Source organism: Planctomycetia bacterium, assembly GCA_015075745.1.
Taxonomy (GTDB): Bacteria; Planctomycetota; Phycisphaerae; order UBA1845; family UTPLA1; genus UTPLA1.
The window spans coordinates 759,743-785,357 of record JABTTW010000001.1; the positions used below are offsets into that span (position 1 = coordinate 759,743).

Here is a 25,615-nt window from a genome sequence, read left to right on the forward strand (position 1 = left end):
TTTGATTCTTAAAGCCAATTCCGGCCCTAAACGCAGCAGGGCGAATCGTAATTACTGCGCAGTATATAGGACGTTGAAGGATTACGAACTAACGTTACGTCCATGTTATCCCAGACATTGCATGGCTGCGGCAGACGGCTAAATGTGCTTCTTAATCTAGGACTTTCGGCATCACAAGCTGGGAGGCCGCATTCAGACCATCTCCCGAGCATTCAGCGGCGCACGAAAACGGGGCACGTTGTTTTCGGCCGCCGATTTTCGAGAAAACGCCTTTATGTCCCCCTATTTCCTGGGGGGATCGCCCTGGCTGTTGACTCCGCTTCCGGCAGCATAGAATCCCTGATGAATCCGGTGAAGCCGATTTGCCTCCGGCTCATAATTTAGGAACCCGAGCCCCGAAACAAGAGGAAGTCATCCATGATTGCCAGCACGGCAAAGTCCATCATTACGATTCTCCTTATCTCTTGTGGCGTCGCTGCCGCACAGGAGACGCCCGACAGGGGAGATAAGCCACCGAAGAAAGATCATGAGCGATCCTGTCTGCGATCTGACGGCACACTCGACGTCCGTCGGGCTACAAAGTGCCTCACTGAAGAACTCAGCCTAGATACGGACCAATCCGCATCCCTGAAAACCGCGATGGATGACTACAAAGGAAAAGCCCGTGAGCTGAGGCAGCAATACCGCCCTGCCGACGCGTTGCTCAACCGACTCCATACGATCCGCGAAGAGATTTCCGTCGCCCGTGAATCTAAGGACGAGGCAGCCATGGAAAAGCTGGTCGGCGAACTGCGCTCCATCCGTGCGTCCGAAGAGCAGCGCAAGTCGGCGATGTATGAAGGGCTCAGCTCCATGCACACTGAATTGCTGGGCAAGATCAAAACGGGACTTCGAGCCGATCAAATCACAAAGTTAAACTCAATTTGGTCCAACAGGATCGTCGCCCCCCGGGAGGGTCGAGCCGGCTTTCGGGGTCAAAAGCGAAGCGCTCAAGCGCTCAAGGCGATGGTCGACCGGCTGCCGGGGCGGACGAAGGATCAGGAGCAGCAGTTGGAGGAACTGTTCCGCGGACATATGGAGGCGGTCCGCGCGGCGGGCAGCTCGGAGGCCGAGCGCGAGAAACTGGTGGGCAAGCTGTACGACGACGTGATGGCGGTCCTGACTCCCGGACAGCAGGCGCGGATCGAGAAGGACATGCGGCGCGGGCGGAGAGATGTGAACATTCCCGACGATTCCGAGAAGGAAAAGCCGGACAGTCCGAAGCCCGAGCAGCCGTCGGAATGAGTCCGGGGTCAAGTCGGGGTTTTGGTTAGATCATTAACGACCATCACGCCTCAGGCCTGGGCGGTCTCAGCGGCGGCGATAACGCCCGGGTTTTAGGGATTGCGGCGCGATTGCGGCCTGGCGCTGCCGGACAAACCTTGCGTCTCCGTCCAATTGCAAGCAAACTGTTCTGAGTTCGCCGACGTATTAAGCAGCGTCGGTGGTCAACGGAATGGACACGCTTGTGAACCTATGGATGGGGAGCCTGCCGTCTTGAACCTTTTGCAACTTCTCACATCGGCGATGCCTGATTTCGTCGCGCCGGCCGGAACCGGGTCGATCGAGGTGCGCGACGTTTGCTGCGATTCGCGCGCCGCGTGCCGCGGCTGCCTCTTTGTCGCGCTGATGGGCAAGAGTGCCGACGGCGCGGCGTTCGCCTCTGAGGCGGTCGGCCGGGGCGCTGTCGCGGTGATCGCGGAAAGCGACATCCAGTTGCCGAAAGGCGTCGTATTTATCAAAGTTCCCGATGCGCGACTCGCGCTGGCGCATATTGCCGCCGTATTCACCGGACTATCTGAGGCACAGAAGGCCGGGGCATACCCCGCGGTGGGGATCACGGGCACCAACGGGAAGAGCACGACAGCGTATCTGGTTCGATCCATCCTTGCGGCCGCCGGACGGACGACCGCGCTCCTGGGGACGATCGAGTACGACCTCGTCGGGCGGAAGGTTGCCAGCAGTCTGACGACGCCGGATCCGGTGATGCTATCGCGGCACCTTATGGAGGCGCGCGAGGCGGGCGCGGATGCGTTTGTCATGGAGGCCTCGTCGCACAGTCTGGACCAGCGCCGAACCGACGGCATCCGGTTTTCGGCCGCCGTGTTTACCAATCTGACGCAGGACCATCTCGACTATCACGCTTCGTTTGACGAATACCTTCTTGCCAAGCGGCGGCTGTTCGACACGCTGGACCCTTCAGCGACTGCCGTGATTAACGCCGATGACCCTGTCGCCGATCGCATGGTTGAGCAGTGCCGGACGCGTGTCATTCGTTTCGGCATCGACTGTCCGGCCGACCTGATAGCCCGAATAACGAGCAGCGATCGGAGCGGCACGACTTTTACGATGTCGTTTGAGGGTCGCGAGATTGAAGTCACCACCGCGATGGTGGGCCGACACAACATTGCGAACTGCCTTGCGGCGGCCGGCGCGGGGATTGCGATGGGCATCGACTTCGACACGATCCGGCGCGGGATCGCGGGCCTGGCGAATGTTCCCGGTCGGCTTCAGCGCGTGGAGACGGGCGACCTGAGTTTTGATGTTTTTGTGGATTACGCGCACACGCCGGATGCGCTGCGAAATGTTTTAGCAGCCGTTCGACCGCTGACGCGGGGCCGGCTGTGCTGTGTTTTCGGCTGCGGCGGGAATCGCGATCGTACAAAGCGGCCGCTTATGGCGCGGGCGGTTGCGGAGCTGTCGGATTATTTCGTTATCACCAGCGACAACCCACGGAATGAAGAGCCGCTTCGCATCATTGAGGACATCGAGCGCGGGCTGGCCGCGAGCGATCAGGATCGCAAGACCACGATTCCGGATCGGGCGCTGGCGATTGCGGTCGCAGTGGGTCAACTGGCTCCCGGCGACACACTGGTGATCGCGGGCAAGGGTCACGAGGACTATCAGATCATCGGGACGACGAAGCACCACTTTGATGATGTGGAAGTCGCGCGCGAGGCCGTTGCGGGCAGGGAGGGCAAGGTCGATGCGACCGCTTACTCTGCATGAAATGGTGATCGCCATCGGCGGGCGGGTTTATGGCGAGATCACGATGCCGCGCGTTACGGGCGTCTCCACCGACACGCGTACGCTTGCGGCGGGCGACATGTTCTTCGCGATCAAGGGTGAGACGCACGACGGGCACGCATTCATCAATACGGCGATGGAAAAAGGCGCGGCTTCGGTCGTGGTCAGCGATCTCGACAAGGTCGACAAGCCGCACCTGGCGACCGGGCGCATCGTTCAGGTGCCGGACGTCACCGCGGCGCTGGGCCGATTGGCGGGCTGGTATCGGCGGCAGTTCGCCGCGCAGGTCGTCGCCGTCGTCGGGAGCAACGGCAAGACGACTACGAAGGACATGATCGCGGCGGTTCTATCGTCAAAGCTATCGGGGAAGTGGGCGAAGGCGAGCTTTAACAATCACATCGGTGTTCCGGTGACGCTGCTGTCGGTTGAGCCGGCGGATGAATTCGTGGTGGTTGAGATCGGGACGAATCATCCCGGGGAGATCGCGGCGCTTGGGCGGATCGCGAAGCCGGACATGGCGGTGATCACGAGCATCGGCGAGGAGCATCTTGAATTCTTCGGGGATGTGAAGTCGGTGGCGCGCGAGGAGTTTTCGCTGCTGCCCGCGATGGCGCATCGCGCTTTCGTCGCGCTGAGCACACAGGCGGCGACATATGCACCGTCGCCTTCACTGGCCAAAATCACGGCGCTGACGTACGGCATTGAGGAAGAGGCGGCGCTGCGGGCCACGCAGCTCGTGGCTGAGCCGGATGGGACGCGGTTTGTCGTCAACGACCGGAGCGAATACTTCGTCCCTGTCCTGGGCCGGCACAATGTCGTGAACGCGCTCGGGGCGGTGGCGATCGGGATGCGGTTTCGGATGTCGCATGAAGACATCGCCGTCGGGCTGCGATCGGTTTCGCTTCCGCCGATGCGGATGCAGCGTAGCATGATCGGCGATATCACGCTGATCAACGACGCGTATAACGCGAACCCGTCGAGCATGCGGGCGGCCATCGGGGTGGTGGACAGCCTTCCGACGCCGGGGCGCCGCGTACTTATTCTCGGCGATATGCGCGAGCTTGGGGAGCAGTCCACGCGGTGCCATCAGGCGCTGGGGCAGGATGCCGGTCGCTCGACGGCGCAGCTCATCGTGGCGGTTGGTGCGCATTCGCGGATCGTCGCGGACGGCGCAACCGCCACGGCAGGGACGACGAAGCGGATCTATGCGATGCCGACGGTCGAGGCCGCTGCCGAGAAGATCGGCGGCCTGCTCGAGCCGGGGGACATTGTGCTTTTGAAGGCGTCCCGCGGTATGAAGCTCGAGCGGCTCGTTCCGCATTTGGCGGTTTCCGGCACTGGCCGGAATCGGTCGGCCGCTGTCGCGGCGTCGGCCCGCGGCTCGTAGCGGCATCCTTGGGTGGTTGGCGAATGGCCGGGTCGATGCCGAACCCCCTGCCGTGATGACGTTGTAGCGTTTTGACGTTTCCCTGCCGATGCATAAGTATCCACGGTGCGCGGCCCGTGGGCCGAGGGAAACGACAACCAAGATCGGGCATTTACTTTGATCTACGTCATCCTCGACCACTTTTACGGCAAGCAAGGCCACTACGGCTACGAAAACGCCCTCTTCCGCGCCATTATCGCTGTTCTGCTTTCTTTCACGGTTGTGTGGCTCTGTGCCCCGCGGGTGATCCGGCTGCTCATCAAGAAGCGGCTGGGCGACGTGCCGGACTTTGACCACAAAGCGCTTAACGAGCTGACGCAGCACAAGGCGAATGTTCCGACGATGGGCGGGGTCGTCATTCTCTTTGCCATATGCGTCTCGGTCCTGTTGCTCGCGGATATTCGCGTTTTCTATATTCACATGGCGTTCTTCTGTATGGCGTGGCTCGCGCTGCTTGGCGGGGTGGACGACTGGATCAAGCTGACGGCGAAGGGACGGGATGGGACGCGGGACGGGCTCAAGTTTTATCAGAAGATTCTGTTTCAGATTGCGCTCGGCGTGGTGCTGGCGGTCTTCATCTATAAGCGCGGGGCGGCGACGTTTGCGGATACGGGCCTGGAGACGTACCGCGTGCTGATTCTGCCGTTCGTGAAGGGCGACAAGGGCTTCGGCATCTTGCTGCCGCTCTCAGCGTTTTACGTCATCACGGTTCTCGTTGTGACGGGCTGGTCGAACGCGGTGAACCTCACCGACGGGATGGACGGTCTGGCGAGCGGATGCACCGCCCTTTCGTGTCTGGTGTTCATGCTGCTTGCGTACTCGGTGGGCGATGAGCGCGTCGCGGAGTATCTGCTTTATCCGCACATTCCGGAGGCGGGCGAGTTGTCGGTTCTCTGCGGCGCGATGATGGGAGCCTGCCTGGGATTCCTCTGGTACAACTGCCACCCGGCGCAGGTGTTCATGGGCGACACGGGCTCGCTGCCGCTGGGCGGGTTGATCGGTTACGTGGCGATCGTGATTCGTCAGGAGATTCTGCTGTTTATCGTCGGCGGCGTTTTTGTGATGGAGGCGCTGTCCGTGATGATGCAGGTGGGGTATTTCAAGATGACGAAGGGCAAGCGGATCTTCCGTGTTGCGCCGATCCATCATCATTTTCATCTGGGTGGGTGGACGGAAACGCAGGTGGTGACGCGTTTCTGGCTGTTGGCGGTTTTGTTTGCGGCCCTGGCGCTGGCGACGACGAAGCTGCGCTAGGCGGCTCGCGGGACCGAGCACTGAGAGGTCATCATGCCATTGAATGCTTCTCATTTGAACGATCGCCTGGCGGAAGTTCGCGCTTATCTCGACGCTCGCGGCGAGCGCGGGTGGGTGGCGATCATCGATCAGGCGGTTGCCGACAGCATCAGCGTGGCGTCGCTGGCGCGCAAGGTCCGCTCGTGGAATGGGGGCATGGGCTCGCTGAATGATGTTTACATCTGTCCTCAGAACGGCCACCAAGTGAGTGAAAGCGAAGTCTCATCCGCCAACGAGCATCTGGGCCAACTTGCGACGGCGCTTTTTACCGCCGCTGATGAGGCACTGCGCGATTAAGTCAGTCATTTGTTCGCCGACTGCACACTCAGGGCCTACCGGGCTGTGAATTGTGAGTGATGACTTGCGGAGCGTCGCTGGCTCTAGCGCGCGTTTTCCAGCATGATTCGCAGGCATGACGAAGACGGCGATCATCGCGGGCATTGATGAGGCAGGCTATGGGCCGATTCTCGGTCCGCTTGTGGTGAGCGCTTCGGCCTTTGAAGTACCGCTTGCCGTGGTGTCCACGAATCTCTGGCAGCACCTGAAGTCGTGCGTGACGTCGAAGGCGTCGGCGCGGGATTCCCGTGTGTGCATTCAGGACAGCAAGAAGCTTTACAAGCCGAACGACGGCATCGGCAAGCTGGAGCGGACGGTGCTTTCGGTCGTCGGGGCCGCGGGGGAAGTGCCGGAGAAGTTGCACGGGCTGCTGCGGCGCGTGGCTCCGGATGTGCCTGGGAAGCTTGCGGAGTATCCGTGGTATCGGGCGAGCGATCCGGCGCTGCCGCGCGAGGCGGATGCCGGTGGCGTGCGGCTTTCGGCGGGCATTCTACGGCGCGAGATGGAGGCGGTGGGCGTACGGCCTGTGGGATTTTTCTCGGAGGTGCTCCTGGAGGGGCATTACAACCGACTGGTATCCGGGACGCAGAACAAGGCCGTCGTGCTTCTTGGGCTGACGCTGCGGCTGATTCAGCGGATCAGCGAGGCTTATCCTTCGTCGCCGATTCATTTCTATGTCGATAAGCAGGGGGCACGCGATCATTACGCGAATCCGCTGCTGCGGGCGTTTGAGGGGCGGCATTTGCGGGTAATTCACGAGGACTCGGAATCCAGCGCCTATGAATTGACGCGCGACGCTTCGAGCTGGCGGGTGAGCTTTCATCAGTCGGGCGAATCGAAGCACTTGCCCGTGGCGCTGGCGAGCTGCATGAGCAAGTACCTGCGCGAAGTGCTGATGGGATGTTTCAATGAATACTGGGCCGGTCAGATTCCCGAGTTGAAGCCGACGGCGGGGTACTATCAGGACGGGCTTCGGTTCTTGAAGGATATCGGCGAGCGGGCGAAGGCCTTGGGGATCGAGCGCGAACGGCTGGTGCGGTCGCGATAATCACAATCAGGCGTGCTGAAGGACGGTTGGCTCGGACTTTGCGATTTTCGATTTTTCTCGCGCGATCGGAGCGGGGCCGGCGGGGGCGAGTCTTGCGGGATCGGCGAGAAGCTCGTCGATGGGCAAATTGCCGCCGAAGCTCTGGCGAAGGAATGACTCGTTGGCGGTGTTTTCGATCAGGCGGCGGATGAGATAGGCCATGCCGGTTTCGAGATTTCCGAAGGGCGAATAGACGCGAAGTCGCTGATTCATGGCGACGACGGCGCGCTTGAGGGGGTCTCCCATGCCGGTGAGCATTTGCAATTCGATGGTGTTGGGCGGGAGGCCAAGGGCCTGCTCCATGGCGAGCGCGGCGGCAATGGAGCGGACGTTGTGGCTGGCGAATGCGGGGCGAATGATGTCGGCATTTTGCAGCATGACGGCGCTGATGCGCTCGAAGCACGCGTCTGACTCATGCTTCCTCGAATAGACCGGGCTGGGAAGACCGCTACGCTGGGCGATTGCGGTTTCGGAATCCCAGTAGGCTCCCTTGACGAGGCGAACGGTGAGCGGGGTGGCGCGGCGCCTGGCCCAGGCAATCAGCTCGGCCATGTCGGCTTCGGCTTCGCGGAGATAGGCCTGAATGACGATGCCGCAGTCGGGCCAGTCGCGAAACTCCGGCTCATCGAGGACTTTCTTAAAGATGTCGAGGGTCAGGGCTTTGACGGCGTAGTGCTCCATGTCGACATTGACGAAGGCGCCGCGCTTCATGGCGGCGCGGAATACGGGGCGGAGGCGATCGAGGACGAGATTCGTGGTGGTCTCGGGATCGCCAGGACTAAAGCTGGCTACGATGCCGGTGAGCTTGATGGAGATATTTACTTTGGGGATGGAACCCCAGGGGGCCTGATCGAGAAGCGGGACGGTGGGCCATGCGGGGGCGACGGCGCCGATGGATTCGATGAGGTGGATGTAGAGACCCTGAAGCTCGCGGGCGACGGCGTCGGACGTGACGGTTTCGCCGAGGACGTCGAGGGTGAAGGTCATGCCCTGTCGGCGCATGCGGAGTACCGACTTGACGGCCTCTTCGGGGGTGCTGCCGCAGATGAACTGGCGAGCGGAAAGGAGACATCCGCGCCTCGCCGCCCACGCGGAGAGACCGGCGTGGAGCGAATCGCTGCTGCGGAAGCCAACGGCGAGTTTCAGGAGGAATGGGACCTCTTCGCCCTGGGTTGCTTCTTCGCCGAGATGCCGCTTGAGACAATCAGCCACGTCACGGCTGGTGGACAACGACGGCAAGGCCTCGATGAAGCGGAAGAGCCGGAGCTTGAGGCCCTCGTGGCGGGTCATCCACTGCATGGCCTGGGCCTGGGCATATTCGATGGAGAGCATCGGCGGCGCGGCGTCGTCGGCCCGCTCGAAGATTTCCTTGCCAATGCGGACGATCTCGCGTTCGAGCTTTCTGCGATCAATGGTGGACATGCGTTGCACGCTTAACCCCAGGACGGCGGGAGTCTAGCTTGGGGAATCGAGGCGGGCAAGGATTGCGAGCGGATGTGGTTGGGCGTAGACTCCCGCGCCATGTGCAATGAGATTTCAATGCGGGCCTCGGCTTGCCGGTTTGCGGTTGTCTTGGCGATTTGCCTGATCGTTACGGGTTGCGACGATAAGCGACGGCACGGTTCGGGGCAGGCTGCGGAATTCGCCGCGGCAGAGCCCCCACTGGCCGCGGACGCGCCGCCGGACGCGGTCTCCATGGCGACACTGGATGCGATTCGGCAGGCCCAGAAGAGCCGGGTCTACGGCCTCGGCTCGCCGGAGGCCAAGCGCGAGTACGACCAGGCGATGGGGACGCTGCGGAGTCTCGCGGCACGGGACGAGATTTACGAGCGGGTGAAGCTGAGCGGCTCGCAGACGATTCCCCGGGACATCACCGAGGACGGGGCCGTGACACTGAACATTGAGGCGTGGGTCTCGACCATCGCGCATTACGTAGATGGTTATCAGTTAAGCTCGATGGTCACGTCGATCATCACGCCAGATCAATATGCGAACAGCTACGTGAACGCGGAGAACCCGAAGGACCACGCGGTCATGGAGGAGATTCGATCGAGCGGTGTGACCAAGGAGGAGGACGTGCGGAAGGCGGCGGTTGCAAGGGGGGTTTGCCCGCCGATTACCGCGGGGATCGAAGTGCGGCTGAAGAAGGTAAACAAATCGTGGCGGGTTTTGAAGGTGGGGCTGGGGCCGGCGCGGGCACAGAGCACGAACATTGCGGCTCCGCCGGCGGCGGCTTCACAGGGTTCGCCCGGCTCTACTTTGTCGAATTAGTCCATATCCCACGACGAAACACATCGAATTCGCATTTGCGTCGAACTTAATATTTTTCGATGAAATGAGCGATGCGGACGCCGGCCCAGACGGCGGTGAGGCCGAGGGCAAGGCTGAGGGCGGCGTAGCCTATAGCGGCGAGGATACGCTGCGCCTTTCCGAGGTCGTAGATTTCCTGAGCGAAGGTTGAGAAGGTGGTGTAAGCGCCGAGGAAGCCGACGGCGATGGCCAGGCGAAGCCCATCGGCGGCGGCGCGTTCACGAAAGAGGGTGAGGAAGGCGGCGAGGAGGAAGCAGCCGGAGACGTTGACGGTGAGGGTGCCGTATGGAAAGTTTCGCGGGGCGGCGAAGGCGACGGCGGATGAGACGAAAAACCTGAGGATCGCGCCGACAAAGCCTGCAGCGCCGATGAAGATGGCTTGCCGCAACACGGCTATGTCACCTCGCTCCGAATGCCAGTTGCGGCGGAGCCGAACGGTAGCAGGCGGGGCGTCGCTGGTCCCAGATGTCGGTGACGGGAGTGTAGCGCTTGTCATCGGCGAGAGAGAGATCGAGCTCGACGGTGCTGCCGCCATCGGCGGTGCGCCACATGATGGCGCCATCGGGTGCAATGACGTATTGCACGCTGTCGGAGGCGATGAGGACGAAGACGCGGCTCTCGGCGGCGCGGGTGCGGGCGAATGCGTCGTCGGAGATGCGTCCGCGATAAACGAGGACCTGTGCCCCATCGAGTGCGGCGCATCGGGCACGGGGGAACTTGGGCAGTTCTGATGTCGGGAGGCCGGCGACGCGACCGCCGGCGACCTCGATGCTCTTGATGATCGCGTCGGCATCGGACTGGATTCGAATTGAGATCTTGCCGCCGGGATTGGCTGCGCGATACGGCGGCTCGGGCTGGGTCAGTCGCTGCTGGGTGGCCTCGTCCATTTCCGCGGGGCGACCGGGGGCGGGGTGAATCTCGGCATGGAGGAGGTGCTCGCCGCCGACGGGGGCCTTGGCCAGGACATTGCCGGCTGCATCGACGATCTGACTTTGACCGACGTATTCGAGCAGTTCGCCTTCGCGGCCGGCCTTGCTGGCACAGACGAAGGGAACGGCGAACTCCATCGCCCGGGCGCGGATCATGAAATCGGCCTGGACGTTGCGATAGGTTCGACGGACTTTGCTGGCGTTGATCCAGGCGGTGGGCTCGACGATGAAATCGGCGCCGCTGGAGACGAGGGCGTTGGCGATTTCCGGGGTTCGGGCATCGGCGCAGATCAAGAGGCCCATGGTGCCGAACTCGGTATCGAAAACGGAGAGGCTTTCGCCGGGGGTGAACCAGCGGTTGTCGCAGTCCCACAAGAAACTCTTGCGGGCGATGCCGACGAGATTACCGGAGCGATCGAAGACGGCGGCGCTGTTATGGAGCTTGCCTTTATTCTCTTCGATAAAACCGACGACGAGCCAGATGGACTGAGCGGCGGCGATTTTGGCGTAGCGATCGAGAACCTTGTCCATTCGCTCGATGTCGGGCTGCATGTAGCGTTCGATGGATTCGAGCCAGTAGGCGGGATAGGTCGTTTCGGGAAGCAGGAGGAGATCGGCGCCGGCATCGGAGGCGTGGTCAGCGAGACGATCCACCATCGGCCACACTTTTTCCGAATCGGAGAGTGTGGTCGCTTCCATCTGACCAGCGGCGACGATCATGGGGTATCCTCTTGTGTCTCTCATTACCCAACCAGCGGGCGGTGATCAATCATAGTCTAATGGACGGCATCGCGGCGTCCATTCTTGATGCCAGTGGGCACGCTCGGCGGCGATCGCATTGCCGGTCAGCGGGGAGCGTCGTATAATCGATCCAGGTCGTCCGACGTATTGAAAGCCTGCGCACGAGGGCGACCTCGCGGCGACTTTGGCGTTGCGGTCCGCGGCTCACCCGACATGGCCAAACTCGATTACTACGAAGTATTGGGACTTGCTCGCGGGGCGAGCGAAGCGGACATCAAGAAGGCCTACCGCAGGCTGGCCAAGGAATTTCACCCCGATCATAACAAGGGCAATAAAGACGCCGAGACTCGCTTCAAGGAAGTGCAGGAGGCGTACAGCGTGCTTTCCAATGCCGAGAAGCGCGCTCGATACGATCAATTCGGCCATGCGGGCGTCGATCCGCGATTTCAGGGAACGGGTGGGACGCACTGGTCGACGACGGATGGGACGACGTTTGATTTTGACTCGATCGCGGACATGTTCGACTTCGGCGGCGCTCGCGGCGGCGAGGAGTCGGTCTTCGAGCAAATTCTCAGGGGGCGGGGCGGAGTGCGGGTCCGGCAGCCGGAGCCCGCGTCGCCGCCGGGCGACGTCGAACATGCCGTGACGCTGAGCTTCGAGGAGATGCTCTCGGGGTCGACGCTCAATCTGGAGCTGTCGATCGGCGGGCGGACGAGCGAGACCATCGCCGTGCGCATACCGGCCGGGGTGCGCGAGGGCCAGCGGATTCGGGTGCGCGGCAAGGGGCGCAGCAGCTCGCGCGGCGCGGCGGGCGATCTTTACGTGGTGTGTCACATATCGCCGCACCGGTATTTCGAGCGGGTGGCGGACGATCTGCTGCTCGTCGTGCCGGTGACGATTGCGGAGGCGTCGCTCGGGGCGAAGCTGGACATCCCAACGCCGGACGGTGTCAGGACGGTGACGCTTCCGCCGGGAACGGCGAGCGGATCGAAGCTGCGGCTGACCGGGCTGGGTGTGCCGAATCCGAAGGGCGGGACGCGCGGGGATTTGTTCGCGGTGATCAAGATCGTTCCGCCGAGCAAGGCGACGGCAGAGCAGGAAGAGTTGCTGAAAAAACTGGGGGCGACGATGACGGAATCGCCACGCGATGGAAGATGGGATTAGGCATTCACGGCCGGCAGCGGCGCCGGGCGGAACAGTCGGACGACACGGACGGGCGAAGCCAGGTACGTGAAGCACATGCGACGCATCGGACCCGCCATCTTCGTCGCTGCGCTGATCTACGGGATTGCGCCGGATACGCAGCTTGCCGTCGGGCAGACGGCGATGGATGGTGTCGCCCCCGCGGCATCCAACGGTGATGACGCCGCTTCGCAACCGGTCTCGGCGCGGCGGGAGACGGAGCTACTACGGTGGCGGCAGACGTTTTTCTGGGGTGTGGTGCTGCTGATCGTGTTTGTGATCTCGGCGGGGGTCATCATTCGTTTTTCGATTCGGTATCGGCGCTATCTGTTGAGCGGAAAGAAGGCGCGGCCGACGCCGACGGAGGACGTTTGGAAGATGCATAAGCTGCCGGACGGGGCGGTTGATAAGATCGGTCAGGACGAAGATCGACCGGAGGATTAAGCAGCGCGTTTGGCGCAGCGAGTTTCCGCGCCGCCCACAAGGGGTGGCGCTACGGCGATACGGTCATCAGCAATTCGCGTATTTCCAATGCCTCGACTTGCCTTGGGCCATCCATTCGATGGCGGTGACGATTCGCTTCTGGCGCGTCTCGTCGCGCTTGGCCTCGGTGATCCACTCGACGTATTCCTTGCGGTGGCTGTAGGGGAAGGCTTCGAAGGCGGCGAGGGCCTTCTTGTTCTTTTTCATGGCGGCGACGAGGTCGGCCGGGGGCTTGACTGAGTTGGGATCCTTGCGGCCGCCCTTCTTTTTCGTGCCCTTTCGCTCACCGGCCTCGAAGGCCTCGTTGAGCTTCATGGCTTCCTTGATGTAGGCGATGAGGACCTTGTCCGGCGGGAGGTCTTTGAGGGAGGTGAGTTTGGAGTTGAAGTTGCCGGAGCACTTGCCGTTGAAGAGGCCGAGCGGGTCGCTGTGCTCCTGGCTGCGCCAGAGGCCCCAGGTGGCGTGGTTTTTGAAGGCGGCCATGCCGCCGAGCATGCCGTGATACATGAAGGCGGGGCAGTTCCACTTCATGGCCTCTTCGGCCTTGGGGCAGGCCTTATGAAAGACATCGCGAATTTTCTTGAGGATGGGCTTGGCGAAGTCGGCGCTTTTGGCGATGTAGGCGTCGACTTCTTTGATTTGGTTTTTCGTGGCCATGTCATTACCTCAACATATCAATTACGAATAAAGTGCGATCACGATCCACTCATTGGCCGGGCATGGAGGCCGCCTGATGCGAGATTTCATTTAGGAGTTGCCGGGCATCACCGCACTCATGGTGCCAGAGGGCCTCACCAAGAAGTTCGATGGCACGCGAACGGTCGCCGCGAACTAGTTGCGTCATGGCGCTCTGGACATACGCACGACACCTCGCGCGGCGAAGTAGATTCTCAGATTCCTGCGTTGGTACGAACGAATTGGCTTGTTCAAAAAAGCGAATTGCTTCATCGTAGTAACCGTCCTCCAACGCACATGTGCCGCGACGGATTGCGTCTCGCTGAGTCTGATCAAATGTGACTTGCGTTCTTAGCTCGCGGGTGGCCGAGTTGATTTTGATTGCTTCCGCGGTCTCCAATTCTATAAGGGTTCGATTGATGTCTCCCTGGAGGAAGTGTGACCTCGCCGACTCCATGGATTCAGCCCATCGGCTCGATATTCTCGCCTCGAAGTCCTCCGGAAGGCCGTCAATCCCAATCTTCTGTTCACGGACCTCTCGGACATCGGCAGAAGCAGGAGACTCGGACTTGGTATTAGATTGGAGGGCGGAGGGCCGCGTGCAACCACATGCAAACACGATCAGACAGGGAAAGCACCAACGCATACGTCCATAGAATGACATGAAAATCACCTCCGGACCGGACTCCGACACTCGGAGCGTTCAACGATCAGAGTATATCAAATCGCGACTGGCTGAACGACAACTCCTGGGTGATGAGGAACCCAAGACATGCGAAACCAGAATTGCGGCTTGGAAAGAGGGGTTACTTGGCGGCGAATTGGAATGCCTCTCCGGAGACGTCGATGGTGAGGGAGGCGCCTTCGACGAAGTCGCCGGCGAGGATTCGTCGGGCCAGCGGGTTCTCGATTTCCTGCTGGATGAGCCGCTTGAGCGGGCGAGCGCCGTAGACGGGGTCGTAGCCGTCGGAGGCGAGCTTGTCCTTGGCTGCGTCGGTGAGGGTGAGGGTCATGCCGCGGTCGGTGAGGCGCTGGCGCAGGTGGCGGACCTGAATCTCGACGATCTCGCGCAGGTTTTCGCGGGAGAGGCGGTGGAAGACGATGGTCTCGTCAACGCGATTGAGAAACTCCGGGCGGAAATGGTTGCGCAGGACTTCCTTGACCGCCATCTCCATTTCGATGTCGGTGCCGCCGCTTTCGGCGAGGCGCTGGATGTGCTCGCTGCCAAGGTTGCTGGTCATGGCGATGATTGTGTTGCGAAAGTCTACCGTGCGGCCGTGGCCGTCGGTGAGCCGGCCGTCGTCGAGGACCTGGAGGAGGACGTTGAAGACGTCGCGGTGGGCCTTTTCGATTTCGTCGAGCAGGATGACGCTGTAGGGGCGACGGTGGATCGCCTCGGTGAGACGGCCGCCCTCTTCGAAGCCGACATAGCCGGGGGGCGCGCCAATGAGGCGGGCGACGCTGTGCTGCTCCATGAATTCGCTCATGTCGATGCGGACGAAGGCGGACTCGTCGTCGAAGAGGAACTGGGCGAGGGCCTTGCACAACTCGGTCTTGCCGACGCCGGTCGGGCCGAGGAAGATGAAGGAACCGATCGGGCGATTCGGATCGCCCAGGCCCGCGCGACTGCGGCGGACGGCATCGGAGACGGCGCTGATGGCCTCGTCCTGACCGACGACGCGATCGTGGAGGCGGTCTTCCATTTTCATGAGCTTTTCGCGCTCACCTTCCAAGAGGCGGGAGACGGGGACGCCGGTCCATTTGGCGACGACTTCGGCGATTTCCTCGACGGTGACTTCTTCGCGGAGGAGGCCGCCGCCGCTCTTGTGCAATTCGGTGAGCCTGGTTTCGCATTGTTTGAGCGCGGATTGCAGATCAGGCAACTCGCCGTAGCGGATGCGCGCGGCGCGTTCGAGATCGCCGCGGCGCTGGGCGTTTTCCAACTCGGTGTTCAAGGCATCCAAGCGCTGGCGGATCGACTTGAGCTCGTCGAGCTGCTTTTTCTCGTTCTCCCATTTTGCGGTCAGGGCGTGGTTTTTTTCCTGAAGCTCCGACAGTTCGCGCTTGACCCCTTCGAGATGCTTGCGGCTGCCTTCGTCCTTTTCCATTTTGAGCGCCTCGCGTTCGATCTCAAGCTGCATGATACGCCGGCGCAGCTCGTCCAATTCGGTGGGCATTGAGTCGTTCTCGATGCGCAGGCGGGAGGCGGCCTCGTCGATGAGGTCGATGGCCTTGTCCGGCAGGTGGCGGTCGGCGATGTAGCGGTGCGAGAGCGTGGCCGCCGCGACGAGGGCCGAGTCCTGAATGCGCACGCCGTGGTGGGCGTCGTAGCGCGGCTTGAGACCGCGGAGGATGGCGATGGTGTCCTCGACGGTCGGCTCGCCGACGTAAATGGTCTGGAAGCGACGTTCGAGGGCTTTGTCCTTCTCGATGTGCTTGCGGTATTCGTCGAGCGTGGTCGCGCCGATGCAGCGCAGCTCGCCACGGGCGAGGGCGGGCTTGAGCAGATTACCGGCGTCGGGGGAGCCTTCGGTCTTTCCGGCGCCGACGATGGTGTGCAGTTCGTCGATGAAGAGGATGATCTGTCCGGCGGATTCCTGGACTTCGCGGATGACAGCCTTGAGGCGTTCCTCGAACTCGCCGCGATACTTGGCTCCGGCGATGAGGGCACCCATGTCGAGGGCGACGACATGCTTATCCTTGAGTGCCTGAGGGACGTCACCGGCCAGAATGCGCTGGGCGAGCCCCTCGACGATGGCGGTCTTGCCGACGCCGGGCTCGCCGATGAGGACGGGATTATTCTTTGTTCGACGGGCCAGTACCTGCATGCAGCGGCGGATTTCGTCGTCGCGGCCGATGACGGGGTCCAACTTGCCTTGGCGGGCCATGGCGACAAGATCATGGCCGTAGCGCGCCAGGGCCTGGTAGGTGTCTTCGGGATTCTGACTGGTGACGCTCGCACTGCCGCGAACACTCTTGAGGGCGGCGAGGATGGCATCCTTACCGGCGCCGCTGACGGCGAGCGTTTCTTTGGCGTCGCTCTTTACTTCCACAAGGGCCAGCAGGAGGTGTTCGGTGGAAACGTACTGGTCCTTCATCTTGTCGGCGATGGACTCGGCCTTTTCGATCACCTCTGCGAGGGGGCGCGACATTGACGGGCTCGCCCCGCTGACTTTCGGGAGGCGATTCAACTCCGACTGGCAGATCGAGCGGATCTGATCGACGTTTGCGCCGGCCTTTTGGAGGATGGGGATGACAATGCCGCCGGGCACAGTGTCACCATTACTGCCAGTTGTAGGGGCGGTCAGCGCGGCGAGCAGGTGAACGGGTAATAGCTCGGCATGGCCGGTGCCGGACGCGAGCCGCTCGGCACTTTGCAGGGCTTCGGCGGCCTTGATCGTCAGTTTTTCTGGTTGCATATTGGGCTCCTTCGCCAGGCCGGTTTGCGCTGCGATGACTGGGATAACTGCAAGGACCGTTCCACGCTATTGAGTTGATAAATATGGCTTTTAGCTAGGTTTAAGCGGCATAACGTTTGGCAGACCTGCCAATGTGACAGCGTAATTCGGCAGGCGAAGCGGCGGGCGAGCCCGCAGGCTAATTAAGGTCGCATCTGAGCTTCAGGCGCTAACTACCCCGACCGAAGCGGGAGTAAAACGCCGCGGCGCCGAGGAGGCCGATTGCGCCGGCGAGGCTGAAAGTAAAGAGGGGGCCGGCGCCTGGGACGAGACGGTCTCCGGCGATCCAGGCGAGGGCTCCGACGGGCGAGGCGAGCATGACCGCGACACTGCGAACGCTCCAGTAGAGGCCGATGGCCTGGGTTTTTACGTCGGGGGGAACGAGGTCGGCGATCATGGCCTTGCGCGCCGGCTCGCCGATTTCGCGGAAGCCGCCGATGACGAAGGCGAGGGACAGCCCGATGACACCCATCGACGAGCCCAGCAAGGCGAGGCTGATCGGGAATATCGCGAAGAAGATGAAGGTCAGGCCGATGTAGGGTTTCTTGGCGAGGCCGTCGCGGCTGGCGAGCGGACCGATGACGAGATAGAGCACGATATTGGTCACCGCCTGAATATTGAGCAGCAGGGATTGGTAGAGGGCCGTGCCGACGGCGAGGTTTTCTGACAGGCGCGGCACGCAGTAGAGAATGATGAAGGGGCCGGCCAGGCCTTCGGCCCATCGGGCGAAAATGTCGGCGGCAAGGAGGCGCTTGAGGTCAGCCGGGAATCTGGCGAACAGTTTTCGCGGCCGATGAATGGCAGCCTCTTTGTCGCGGCTGGCTGTCTTCATGAACCGCCATTGAATGACGGCTGCGCCCAGGACGAGAAGGATTGAGACGGCGATATCCGCACGCACGCCACCGGCGCGGCCGAATTGCCAGACGAGGAGTCCGCTAATCCCGTAGGCGACGATCCGCGAGACGCGGCGAAAGATTGAATGGAGGGAAAATGCCATGGTTCGTCGATCGGGCGGGATGGCATCACCGACAACGGTGATGGTGGCGGGCCCGGCGATGGAGTCCCAGACGAAGATGAACGGGATGGCGAGAAACACGGCGACCGGGGTCTGCCATACGAGAAGAATCGCCAGGCCGACGAGGGGAAGGATGTTGAAGAAGATCAGGGCGCGTCGGGTGTTGAGCCATGAGCCGACTGCGCCGCCGGCGAAGTAGTTGATGGCTTCGAGCCCGTCGCGGTAGAAGCCGTAGGCGCCGATAAGGAGTAGGAACCAGGGATCGCCGGCGCGATCGGGCTTTTTGAGGGCCTTGAGATACTCGGGGATGAGGGGGGACCAAAGCTCGGTGCTGGCGGTGATGAGCAGGATGGTTGCGAGGAGGGCCAGGGTGGATCTGTTGAGGCCCAGCCACTCGCGCCAGTGCGGCATTTTCACGGCCTCCATAGGGTTCCCCAGCGGCATTTACGCCCACTACCGGCGATTCTTTCGTCCAACGCAATCGGACCGCAAGAGCTTAACCAATGATTAATGAATCTCACATTTTCGCTTAGCAATCAGTACATATCCTTACCTGCGCCTGTCGTGGTGCATCGTCACAACTTCGCAGATCGTTCGACCATCAGCTCGATCGGCGAGGTTAATGAAACACCGATTCGACAGCAAACATGAACGGTCTTTGCTTCATCGCGGGGTACGCGGGCCCCGGGACCCTTCATGCCATGTCACGAGGAGTCAAAACTCATGGGACCACAGGCGCTACAATACCGGAAGGACGGATTCACTCTGATCGAGTTACTTGTCACCATTTCCATCATCGCGCTCCTGGCGGGGATCCTGCTACCGGCACTCAGCAAGGCTCGAGAAGCCGGGAGAGGCTCAGCCTGCGCTTCCAACCTGCGTACGTTTGGAAGCGCCATGCAGATATACGCCAGTCAGGATCCGCGAGGATCACTGTGCTCGGGGGCGTTTGATCACTTACGCGACGGAGACGTTCGCAAGTTTGGCTGGGTCGCGGACGTCTTGAACCTGAAGGTCGGTTCGCCGGGCAAGATGCTGTGCCCATCGAACCGGTGGACATTGAACGAAAAAGTCATTGACTACACGGGCGCTGGAGCGACGGGGTCGGTGAATCCGCTTCGCGAGCGCGACATCCCTGCCGTTCCGGTGGGTCTGCAATCCGCGGAAATGTGGGCACAGGGATACAACACCAATTACGTGACGACCTGGCAGCTTGTGCGCGGCGACCCGACCGCGGCAGACGGCTACGGCACGAACGGAAACCCGGACGACCCGTCGAAGTCGCCGCTTGATGGCGACGGTCCCATGAACCAGAACCACTTTTCGCAGCTGCGCACGACACCAGACCAGGTGGCGCTGATGGGCGATTCGCGGGCTGGCGACAGCTCGGACGCATCGATCTCAACGGCGACGGCGCAAGCGATCAATTCTTTTGCCGACGAGACCGTCGTCAACGCGGGCGATTTCGCCGTCGAGTCGTTTACGGACGGTATGGCTGTCGATATCAGCGCCATGACCGGGGTATCGGGTGAAAAAGGGCATGAACTCAACGACCTCGCGCCGCTGCACAACCCGAAGCGCGGTGAGTATGTCGGCGGCTTCAGCAACGTCGTGTTCGCGGATGGACACGTGAGCGCCGTCTATGACGTCGGCGGCGAGTCGGATGCCCCGGATGGTTACATCGGCGCATTCAAGGCCTCGGGCGGCAGCACGTTTCAGATCAACACGAGCGCATTTAAGGAAGTGCGCGGCAAGATCTGGACCCAGCGGCTTCGACCGCGACCGACTTCGGGCGGCGGCAGCAGCGAGGGCTGATCGGCTGGGGCTTAGTTCACCCGTCATTTAAGAGCTCTGAGTAAAACAAAGGACGCTCCCTCGTGAACCGGCGATTCACGAGGGAAGCGTCCCTTTTCCTTTCTTCATTCAGTCAGGTCAGAGTACGCGAACGGGCACGATGACCTCGGGCTCTTGTGCGGCGGGCGATTCCCATGCAAGAGACTACGGCGGCGGGCAGGAAGCCGGGGCCGCAGGTGCCGCAGGTCGGTGAGCCGACAAGTCGCGGCGCACCGTCGCCGTTGGGGGTTGCGTCGATCACGTCGGGGATGCCATCCTGATCGGCGTCGGCCTGATCGGTGTTAGGCGATTCCGGCGCGTTATCACAGGCGTCGCCGATGCCGTCGGCGTCTGAGTCCGCCTGGTCCGCGTTCGCAATGTCCGGGCAATTGTCGATGCTGTCGCCGATGCCGTCGGCGTCACGATCGACGAGTATCAGAGTGATCGACCCCGCGAGGAACCGGCGGTCTCGGTCGGCGATGATCCGTCCGTCGCGGCTGATTTCCGAGATGCCCCGACCGGCGGAGACAAGTATATTGCCGTTGAGCAGCTCGAAGACGGCACGGAAGAAGGTCAACTCCGTGGGCGTCGTGAATCCAACCGGGGCACCGGTGGGTGAAAACTCCGTCACGCCTCGCTGTGCACCAAAATTGCACGCCACGAGAACGTTCCCGGCTTTCGTGTTTGCCAGGCCGAGCGGGGCGTTGCGGGCATTGCAGAATGTTCCGAGGAAGCCGCCGGTTGCGAGGTCGAAACGTAAGACGGCATTGAGAACATCGTCGGCAACGAGCAGATCGGAGCCGCGAATCAAGAGACTCGTCGGACTGATCAGGCCACCGGTGCCGTTACTGATTCGGTTGCGAATGAAGAAGCCGTCGGCGTCGAACTCGGCGACGGCGGCGGCGTTGGGACCGCGGCCGCTTGTGACCAGGACGCGCCCATCCGGCAGGACTTCAAAATCCCTGGCGCCGTCAAAGAAGGTTCTTTCATTTCCCAGGCTTGGCGCAAAGTTCGTTCGCTCGAAGGTATCCAGCGAGACGGCGACGATTCGATTGCCACCCCGCAGGAGGAGAATCCGGCGTCGTGCGGGATCGAACGCGATCGAATCGGGGGTGCCGCCCGACACACTCGCGGAGATGAATTCGCGATCGACGAGACGACCGTCCCTTGCGTCATAGGCGGAAATCGCTCCGCTCAGATCGCTTGGAGCAATCAGGATTCCGGTGGACTCCATCAGCGACGTCGCCGGGTCGGCCAGCCCGCAGTCGATGACTCCGTCGCCGTTTACATCCACATCGGGGGCGTCACAACCGCATTCGCCCGGTTCGGTCTTGAGCACGCTCGTCGGGCACAGGTCGCAGGCGTCGCCTGCCCTGTCGCCGTCGGAATCGGTCTGCGCGGCGCCGGCGAGGAATGGGCAGTTGTCGCGAATGTCCTCGAGTCCGTCGGCATCGGCATCGCGGTAGACGCGATCATTGACGAGAACGACGAATCGATAGGTGAAGTCAAAGTCGTCCGACAGACCCCTGACGCGGATGAACAGCGGGCCGTCGACCGGCGCCACGATGGTGCCGGCGGCGTGCGCGTCGTTGTCCAGGAAACTGGGCGTCGCCAGCACATCACCGCGCGTGATGATCGAGCCGTCGGCCGCAGCGATGTCGAGAATGAGCGGAGTTGGAAGGCCGTTTCGCTCAGGGTCGGCATCGAGAATGACGGCCACGCGCTCGCCGCTTCGCACATCAAGACGAAACGAATCGACCTGGGCGCGCGACACAGACCCAGTGGTGATATTTGAGGTGATGAAGTTGGCATTGGCGACCTCGTCGTTCGGCTCGACCTCGATGCTCACATCGTCGGGCCTGACGACGGCGTGGTGGATTTCATAGTCAATTAGCAAGTGGGGTCCGCTTGCCACTTCCAGCACGCGAAAGAAGACATCGCCCGGTATCGATGTCGCCGCGCCCGCGACTACGGAGCTCTTTCGCGGCCCGTCATCATCGTCAGCGCCAATCACGAATCCGCGGTCGTCGGCGACGGTCAGAAATGAATTCGGCTGATCGCCGCTCGCGGCCGGCGAGAGCCGCGAGTCCACCCACGCAAAAACGAGATCGCCGGCCTGGCAATGGGGAACGCGAAAGACATCTATGTCTCCATCCGGGTTGATCGTCGCGGCGACGAACTCTCGATTTCGCAGGAGGGAAGCGTTGTCCAGGAGCTCATTCGGCTCGACCTCGTTGACTTGTGCGCCCCGGGCCGGTACGGCGGCCCAAGTAGTCAGGACGAGGGCGATCAGGGTCAATGACCGTGCACTCGGCGCGCGGAGGCTCTGGCTCAGTTTGCGGTTCATCTCAGGACTCCTTTAGTGCTCTGTGGGAGACTTGCCGCCGAGCGGGACTTCGGCGGCTGAAGCTAAGGCATGCGAGGCGTACACGATGAAATGTCGCAGGTTGACGCCGCCATTGCAGGACATTCAGTCGCCTTCCAGGCCTCATGCCCTTTATTTGCAGCAATTGCGTACATCCTCGATACTGATCGTGAGAAGGCGGCTTTATCGCCGTTTTTCTATTGATCTCGGCCGTATCAATCGAGGGTGGTTGTGGCCGGGCGAGCATCCCATTCCTGGCTTTCGCAGGAACTCGTCACTGCGCCCAAACCGGGCCATCCACCCCCAAGACCCGCCCCCGAAGGCGAAGCAGGTACCATGAAGCGTAATGTCTTATCCGTCGTTTTAGTTCTCTCCTGTTCAACAGGCGTCCTGGCCGCCGATCGGCGTTATCCGTTTGAGCAGATCGAGCTCAAGAACGGCATGGGGGTCATCACACTTGAAGACCACTCGTGCCCGATCGCCGCGGTGCAGGTCTGGTACCACGTCGGTTCGAAGAACGAGGAGCCGGGCCGGCAGGGCTTCGCGCATATGTTCGAGCACATGATGTTTCGGGGGACTGATCGTCTGAGCGAGACGGCCCACTTCGACAACATTCGCCGGGTGGGAGGGGACTGCAACGCCTACACCGCATTCGACCAGACGGTGTACGTCGAGGAGCTGCCGGCGAATCAGCTTGAGCTGGCGCTGTGGCTGGAGTCGGAGCGGATGGCGTTCCTAAAGATTGACAAGAAGGGCTTCGAGACGGAGCGCAAGGTCGTCGAGGAGGAACTGCGTCAGCCGCACAACCGGCCGTATGGACGGGTGCCGGAACGGCTGCTGGGTGATTTGTTCGGCGAGCATTGCTACGGGTGGACACCGGGCGGACAGATTTCTCATTTGCGACAGGCGAAGGTGGAGGAAGTGTCAATGTTCTGGGACAAGTATTACGCGCCGAACAATGCGACGCTTGTGGTGGTGGGCGACGTGAAGCACGCCGAGGTGCAGGAGCTGGCGAGGAAGTACTTTGAGTGGATCCCCCCCTGTCCGCAGCCGGGGCGACCGAACTGCGAAATCGAGCAACCGAAAAAGAGCCGGACCATCAAGCTGCCGGAGGACAAGGGACCGCTTCCTGTATTGGGCGTGGTGTATCACACGGTGCCGGAGAGCCATCCCGATCAGCTGCCGCTGGAAATCCTCATGGGCGCGCTGGGCGGCGGGGAATCCAGCCGACTTTACGTGGACATCGTGAAGGACAAGAAGATCGCCCAGGTGGCCATCGGCGGTGCGTTTGCGTTTGAGGGAAGCGGCATCGCGGGGGCCGGCGGTGTGCTGCTGCCGTTCGGAAACAAGAGCAAACTGATGAAGGCGATCAAGTCGCACATCAAAGACGTCCGTGAGAACGGCATCACCGAGGCGGAACTGGAGAAGATGAAGAACCAGCAGCGCCGCCAGGAAGTCATGGGGGCGATGACGGTCGCCAGCAAGGCGGGATTGCTCGGTCAATATGCAGTGCTGTACGGGGACGCCGAGCGAATCAATCGGCGGCTGGAAGAGATCGACGCGGTGACGCTCGACGACGTGAAGCGCGTCGCGAAGCAATACCTGAGCAAAGACGCTGCGATCAATATCTCCATTGAGCCAAGCGCAAGCGGCATGATCGGCTCGCTGTTCGGCAAGGGCAAAGACGCCAAGGACGATCCGGACAATAAGCCGCCGGTAGAAGATGACGGCACGAATCGAACGGCACAGCGGACCGGACCCAAGGCAAAGGCCAAGCGTCCGGAGGGTTTTCCGACGGAGCCGCCCGCCGCGAAGGCGATGGATGCGCTGCCGGACATGTCCCACACCGATAAGGCGTTGTCGAACGGGCTTCGCGTCGTAGTGGTGAGCAATCATGAAGTGCCGTCTGTCTCGCTGACGCTGGGCATCAAGAGCGGGGCATGGTCGGAGGCGAAGCCCGGCGTGGCGAATGCGGCGATGAGCATGCTGACCAAGGGGACTAAGTCGCGCGACTCGAAGAAGCTTGCGGACCTGCTGGAGTCCAACGCGATCAGCCTGAACGGATCGGCAAGCATGGACGATTCGCAGGTGAGGGCGTCTTCGCTGCTGCCGACGCTAAACCTGGCATCGGAGTTGATGCGCGACGTCATTGAGAATCCGACCTTTCCGAAGGACGAATTCGACATCATGACCAAGCAGATGAAGGTCGGCCTGATGATCTCGACCAAGACGCCGGAATACCTGGCCGACCGGGAGTATCGGCGTTTGCTCTACGGCGACCACCCGTACAGCCGGACAGTGACCGGCGAAATGGACGACGTGGACAAGCTGACCATTGAGGATCTTCAGGCGTGGTGGAGCGAGAATCTGCGCCCGGAAAACGCGGTGCTTTACATCGCGGGCGATATCACGCCGTCGGCGGCGTTTGAGCTGGCGGTCAAGCACTTTGGCTCCTGGAATGTCGACAGCGAATTCTCGCCTCCGCGGCTCGCGGCGATTCCGGCGAAGCGCGAGACGCACATTTATATCTACGATCGGCCGGGTTCGGTGCAGAGCCAGATTCGCGTCGGCCATATCGGTCTGCGACGGATCGACGATGCCTATCCGACGGCGCGGGTGATGGCGACGATTCTCGGCGGCGGGTTCAACAGCCGGCTGAACAAGGCGATTCGCGTGGACAAGGGGCTGACCTATGGTGCGCGCGGCTCGATCAGTCCGCAGCGGTTCGCGGGCGCTTTCAATATGAGCACGTTCACCAAGACACCGACGACGGGCGAGACGGTCCAGACGCTTCTCGACGTGGTGAAGCGGATGCGAACCGAGAAGCCGGAGGCCCAGGAACTGGCGGATACGAAGACCTACATCGTCGGCTCGTTTCCGGGCGACCGAGAGACGCCGCAGGCCGTGGCGAGCGACTTGTGGATCATCGAGAATGAAGGCCTGTCCGACGATTTCTATCAGCAGTACCTCTCGGCGGTGCAGAAGACGACAACCGATGACGTCCTGAAGGCCGCCAAGGAACAGGTCGATCTGAACCATTTGATCATCGTGGTGGTTGGGGAGGCGGCGAAGATCAAGGAGGACCTAGAGAAGATCGCCCCGGTCACTGTTCTGAATCAGGACTCACAGGATAAGCCCGATGACAAAGGCGGCGACAAGGATGACGAAAAGTCCGTCACCATGAAGAGTTAGCTTATCGGTCGCCGGGCGAGGGGGGTTGCTGCCGAGGAGCGACTTGCGGACCCAGGATGTCGGTGTGGTTTCGGGGCGCTGTTTGCGGTCAGCGGGGTCCGTATCGGACATGGATTCGGGCAGCGGAAGCCTCTGGCTTGCAAGTTTTCGCCGCCAGCTCAAAGGGCGAAACCCGAAAACCCAGACAAGTCGGACCCAGCCCGACCAATCCGGTTCGCCGCGTT

The 25,615-nt window shown here is 61.7% G+C and carries 18 protein-coding genes and 1 pseudogene; 11 read left to right on the top strand and 8 right to left on the bottom strand.

All coding sequences use genetic code 11. The annotated features are described in order from the left end of the window. The first annotated feature begins 417 nt into the window (after positions 1-417). The 6 genes from HS101_03005 (at position 418) to HS101_03030 (ending at position 7,169) form a co-directional block, all read left to right on the top strand. Positions 418-1,284, top strand: a complete 867-nt coding sequence (locus HS101_03005; protein MBE7505234.1) for a hypothetical protein — start codon at positions 418-420, stop codon at positions 1,282-1,284. Between the two features lie 252 nt (positions 1,285-1,536). Next, a complete protein-coding gene (locus tag HS101_03010; GenBank protein MBE7505235.1) occupies positions 1,537-3,048 on the top strand; it encodes a UDP-N-acetylmuramoyl-L-alanyl-D-glutamate--2,6-diaminopimelate ligase in 1,512 nt (503 codons plus the stop codon). Beyond that, positions 3,026-4,453 (top strand): UDP-N-acetylmuramoyl-tripeptide--D-alanyl-D-alanine ligase, encoded by a 1,428-nt coding sequence (locus HS101_03015; GenBank protein MBE7505236.1) that lies wholly within the window; start codon positions 3,026-3,028, stop codon positions 4,451-4,453. Before HS101_03010 ends, HS101_03015 begins: the two co-directional genes overlap by 23 nt. A 105-nt stretch (positions 4,454-4,558) precedes the next feature. Further along, positions 4,559-5,746 (top strand): phospho-N-acetylmuramoyl-pentapeptide-transferase, encoded by a 1,188-nt coding sequence (gene mraY, locus HS101_03020; protein MBE7505237.1) that lies wholly within the window; start codon positions 4,559-4,561, stop codon positions 5,744-5,746. A gap of 33 nt (positions 5,747-5,779) precedes the next feature. Further along, on the top strand, positions 5,780-6,082 hold the full coding sequence (locus HS101_03025) for a hypothetical protein (GenBank protein ID MBE7505238.1): 303 nt from the start codon (positions 5,780-5,782) through the stop codon (positions 6,080-6,082). 115 nt (positions 6,083-6,197) lie between these two features. Next, on the top strand, positions 6,198-7,169 hold the full coding sequence (locus tag HS101_03030) for a hypothetical protein (protein ID MBE7505239.1): 972 nt from the start codon (positions 6,198-6,200) through the stop codon (positions 7,167-7,169). Positions 7,170-7,175: 6 nt separating this feature from the next. Here HS101_03030 and HS101_03035 read toward each other — a convergent pair whose 3' ends face one another. Beyond that, positions 7,176-8,630, bottom strand: coding sequence for a proline dehydrogenase family protein (locus HS101_03035; GenBank protein ID MBE7505240.1), 1,455 nt, complete (start codon positions 8,628-8,630; stop codon positions 7,176-7,178). Between the two features lie 117 nt (positions 8,631-8,747). On the opposite strand from HS101_03035, the gene HS101_03040 reads away from it, so the two are divergent. Further along, positions 8,748-9,479, top strand: a complete 732-nt coding sequence (locus tag HS101_03040) for a hypothetical protein (protein MBE7505241.1) — start codon at positions 8,748-8,750, stop codon at positions 9,477-9,479. Between the two features lie 46 nt (positions 9,480-9,525). Here HS101_03040 and crcB read toward each other — a convergent pair whose 3' ends face one another. Further along, positions 9,526-9,909, bottom strand: coding sequence for a fluoride efflux transporter CrcB (crcB, locus tag HS101_03045; protein MBE7505242.1), 384 nt, complete (start codon positions 9,907-9,909; stop codon positions 9,526-9,528). Between the two features lie 7 nt (positions 9,910-9,916). Then, positions 9,917-11,167 carry a hypothetical protein gene (locus tag HS101_03050; GenBank protein MBE7505243.1) on the bottom strand — a complete coding sequence of 417 codons (1,251 nt, stop codon included), beginning with the start codon at positions 11,165-11,167 and terminating at the stop codon, positions 9,917-9,919. Between the two features lie 234 nt (positions 11,168-11,401). Here HS101_03050 and HS101_03055 point away from each other — a divergent pair, with 234 nt between their 5' ends. Continuing rightward, positions 11,402-12,352 carry a DnaJ domain-containing protein gene (locus HS101_03055; protein ID MBE7505244.1) on the top strand — a complete coding sequence of 317 codons (951 nt, stop codon included), beginning with the start codon at positions 11,402-11,404 and terminating at the stop codon, positions 12,350-12,352. Between the two features lie 66 nt (positions 12,353-12,418). Beyond that, complete coding sequence (locus tag HS101_03060; protein ID MBE7505245.1) at positions 12,419-12,814, top strand: hypothetical protein; 396 nt, start codon at positions 12,419-12,421, stop codon at positions 12,812-12,814. A 66-nt stretch (positions 12,815-12,880) separates the two neighbouring features. On the opposite strand, the gene HS101_03065 is transcribed toward HS101_03060, so the two are convergent. The 3 genes from HS101_03065 to HS101_03075 all read right to left on the bottom strand — a co-directional run bounded on the left by HS101_03065 (position 12,881) and on the right by HS101_03075 (position 18,412). After that, positions 12,881-13,510: a YdeI/OmpD-associated family protein gene (locus tag HS101_03065; GenBank protein MBE7505246.1), complete on the bottom strand. Its 630-nt coding sequence runs from the start codon at positions 13,508-13,510 to the stop codon at positions 12,881-12,883. Positions 13,511-14,334: 824 nt separating this feature from the next. Further along, positions 14,335-16,947, bottom strand: a complete 2,613-nt coding sequence (gene clpB, locus HS101_03070) for an ATP-dependent chaperone ClpB (protein MBE7505247.1) — start codon at positions 16,945-16,947, stop codon at positions 14,335-14,337. Positions 16,948-17,155: 208 nt separating this feature from the next. Then, positions 17,156-18,412: a hypothetical protein gene (locus HS101_03075; GenBank protein MBE7505248.1), complete on the bottom strand. Its 1,257-nt coding sequence runs from the start codon at positions 18,410-18,412 to the stop codon at positions 17,156-17,158. Between the two features lie 312 nt (positions 18,413-18,724). Here HS101_03075 and HS101_03080 point away from each other — a divergent pair, with 312 nt between their 5' ends. Further along, positions 18,725-19,816: a DUF1559 domain-containing protein gene (locus HS101_03080; protein MBE7505249.1), complete on the top strand. Its 1,092-nt coding sequence runs from the start codon at positions 18,725-18,727 to the stop codon at positions 19,814-19,816. Between the two features lie 112 nt (positions 19,817-19,928). Here HS101_03080 and HS101_03085 read toward each other — a convergent pair whose 3' ends face one another. Together HS101_03085 and HS101_03090 are read right to left on the bottom strand one after the other, a co-directional pair. Continuing rightward, positions 19,929-21,068 carry a thrombospondin type 3 repeat-containing protein gene (locus HS101_03085; protein MBE7505250.1) on the bottom strand — a complete coding sequence of 380 codons (1,140 nt, stop codon included), beginning with the start codon at positions 21,066-21,068 and terminating at the stop codon, positions 19,929-19,931. Between the two features lie 114 nt (positions 21,069-21,182). Next, positions 21,183-22,181: pseudogene (locus tag HS101_03090) on the bottom strand (thrombospondin type 3 repeat-containing protein). A 354-nt stretch (positions 22,182-22,535) separates the two neighbouring features. Here HS101_03090 and HS101_03095 point away from each other — a divergent pair. After that, entirely contained in the window at positions 22,536-25,391 is a 2,856-nt protein-coding gene (locus HS101_03095) for an insulinase family protein (GenBank protein ID MBE7505251.1), read from the top strand. The last annotated feature ends 224 nt before the right edge of the window (positions 25,392-25,615 follow it).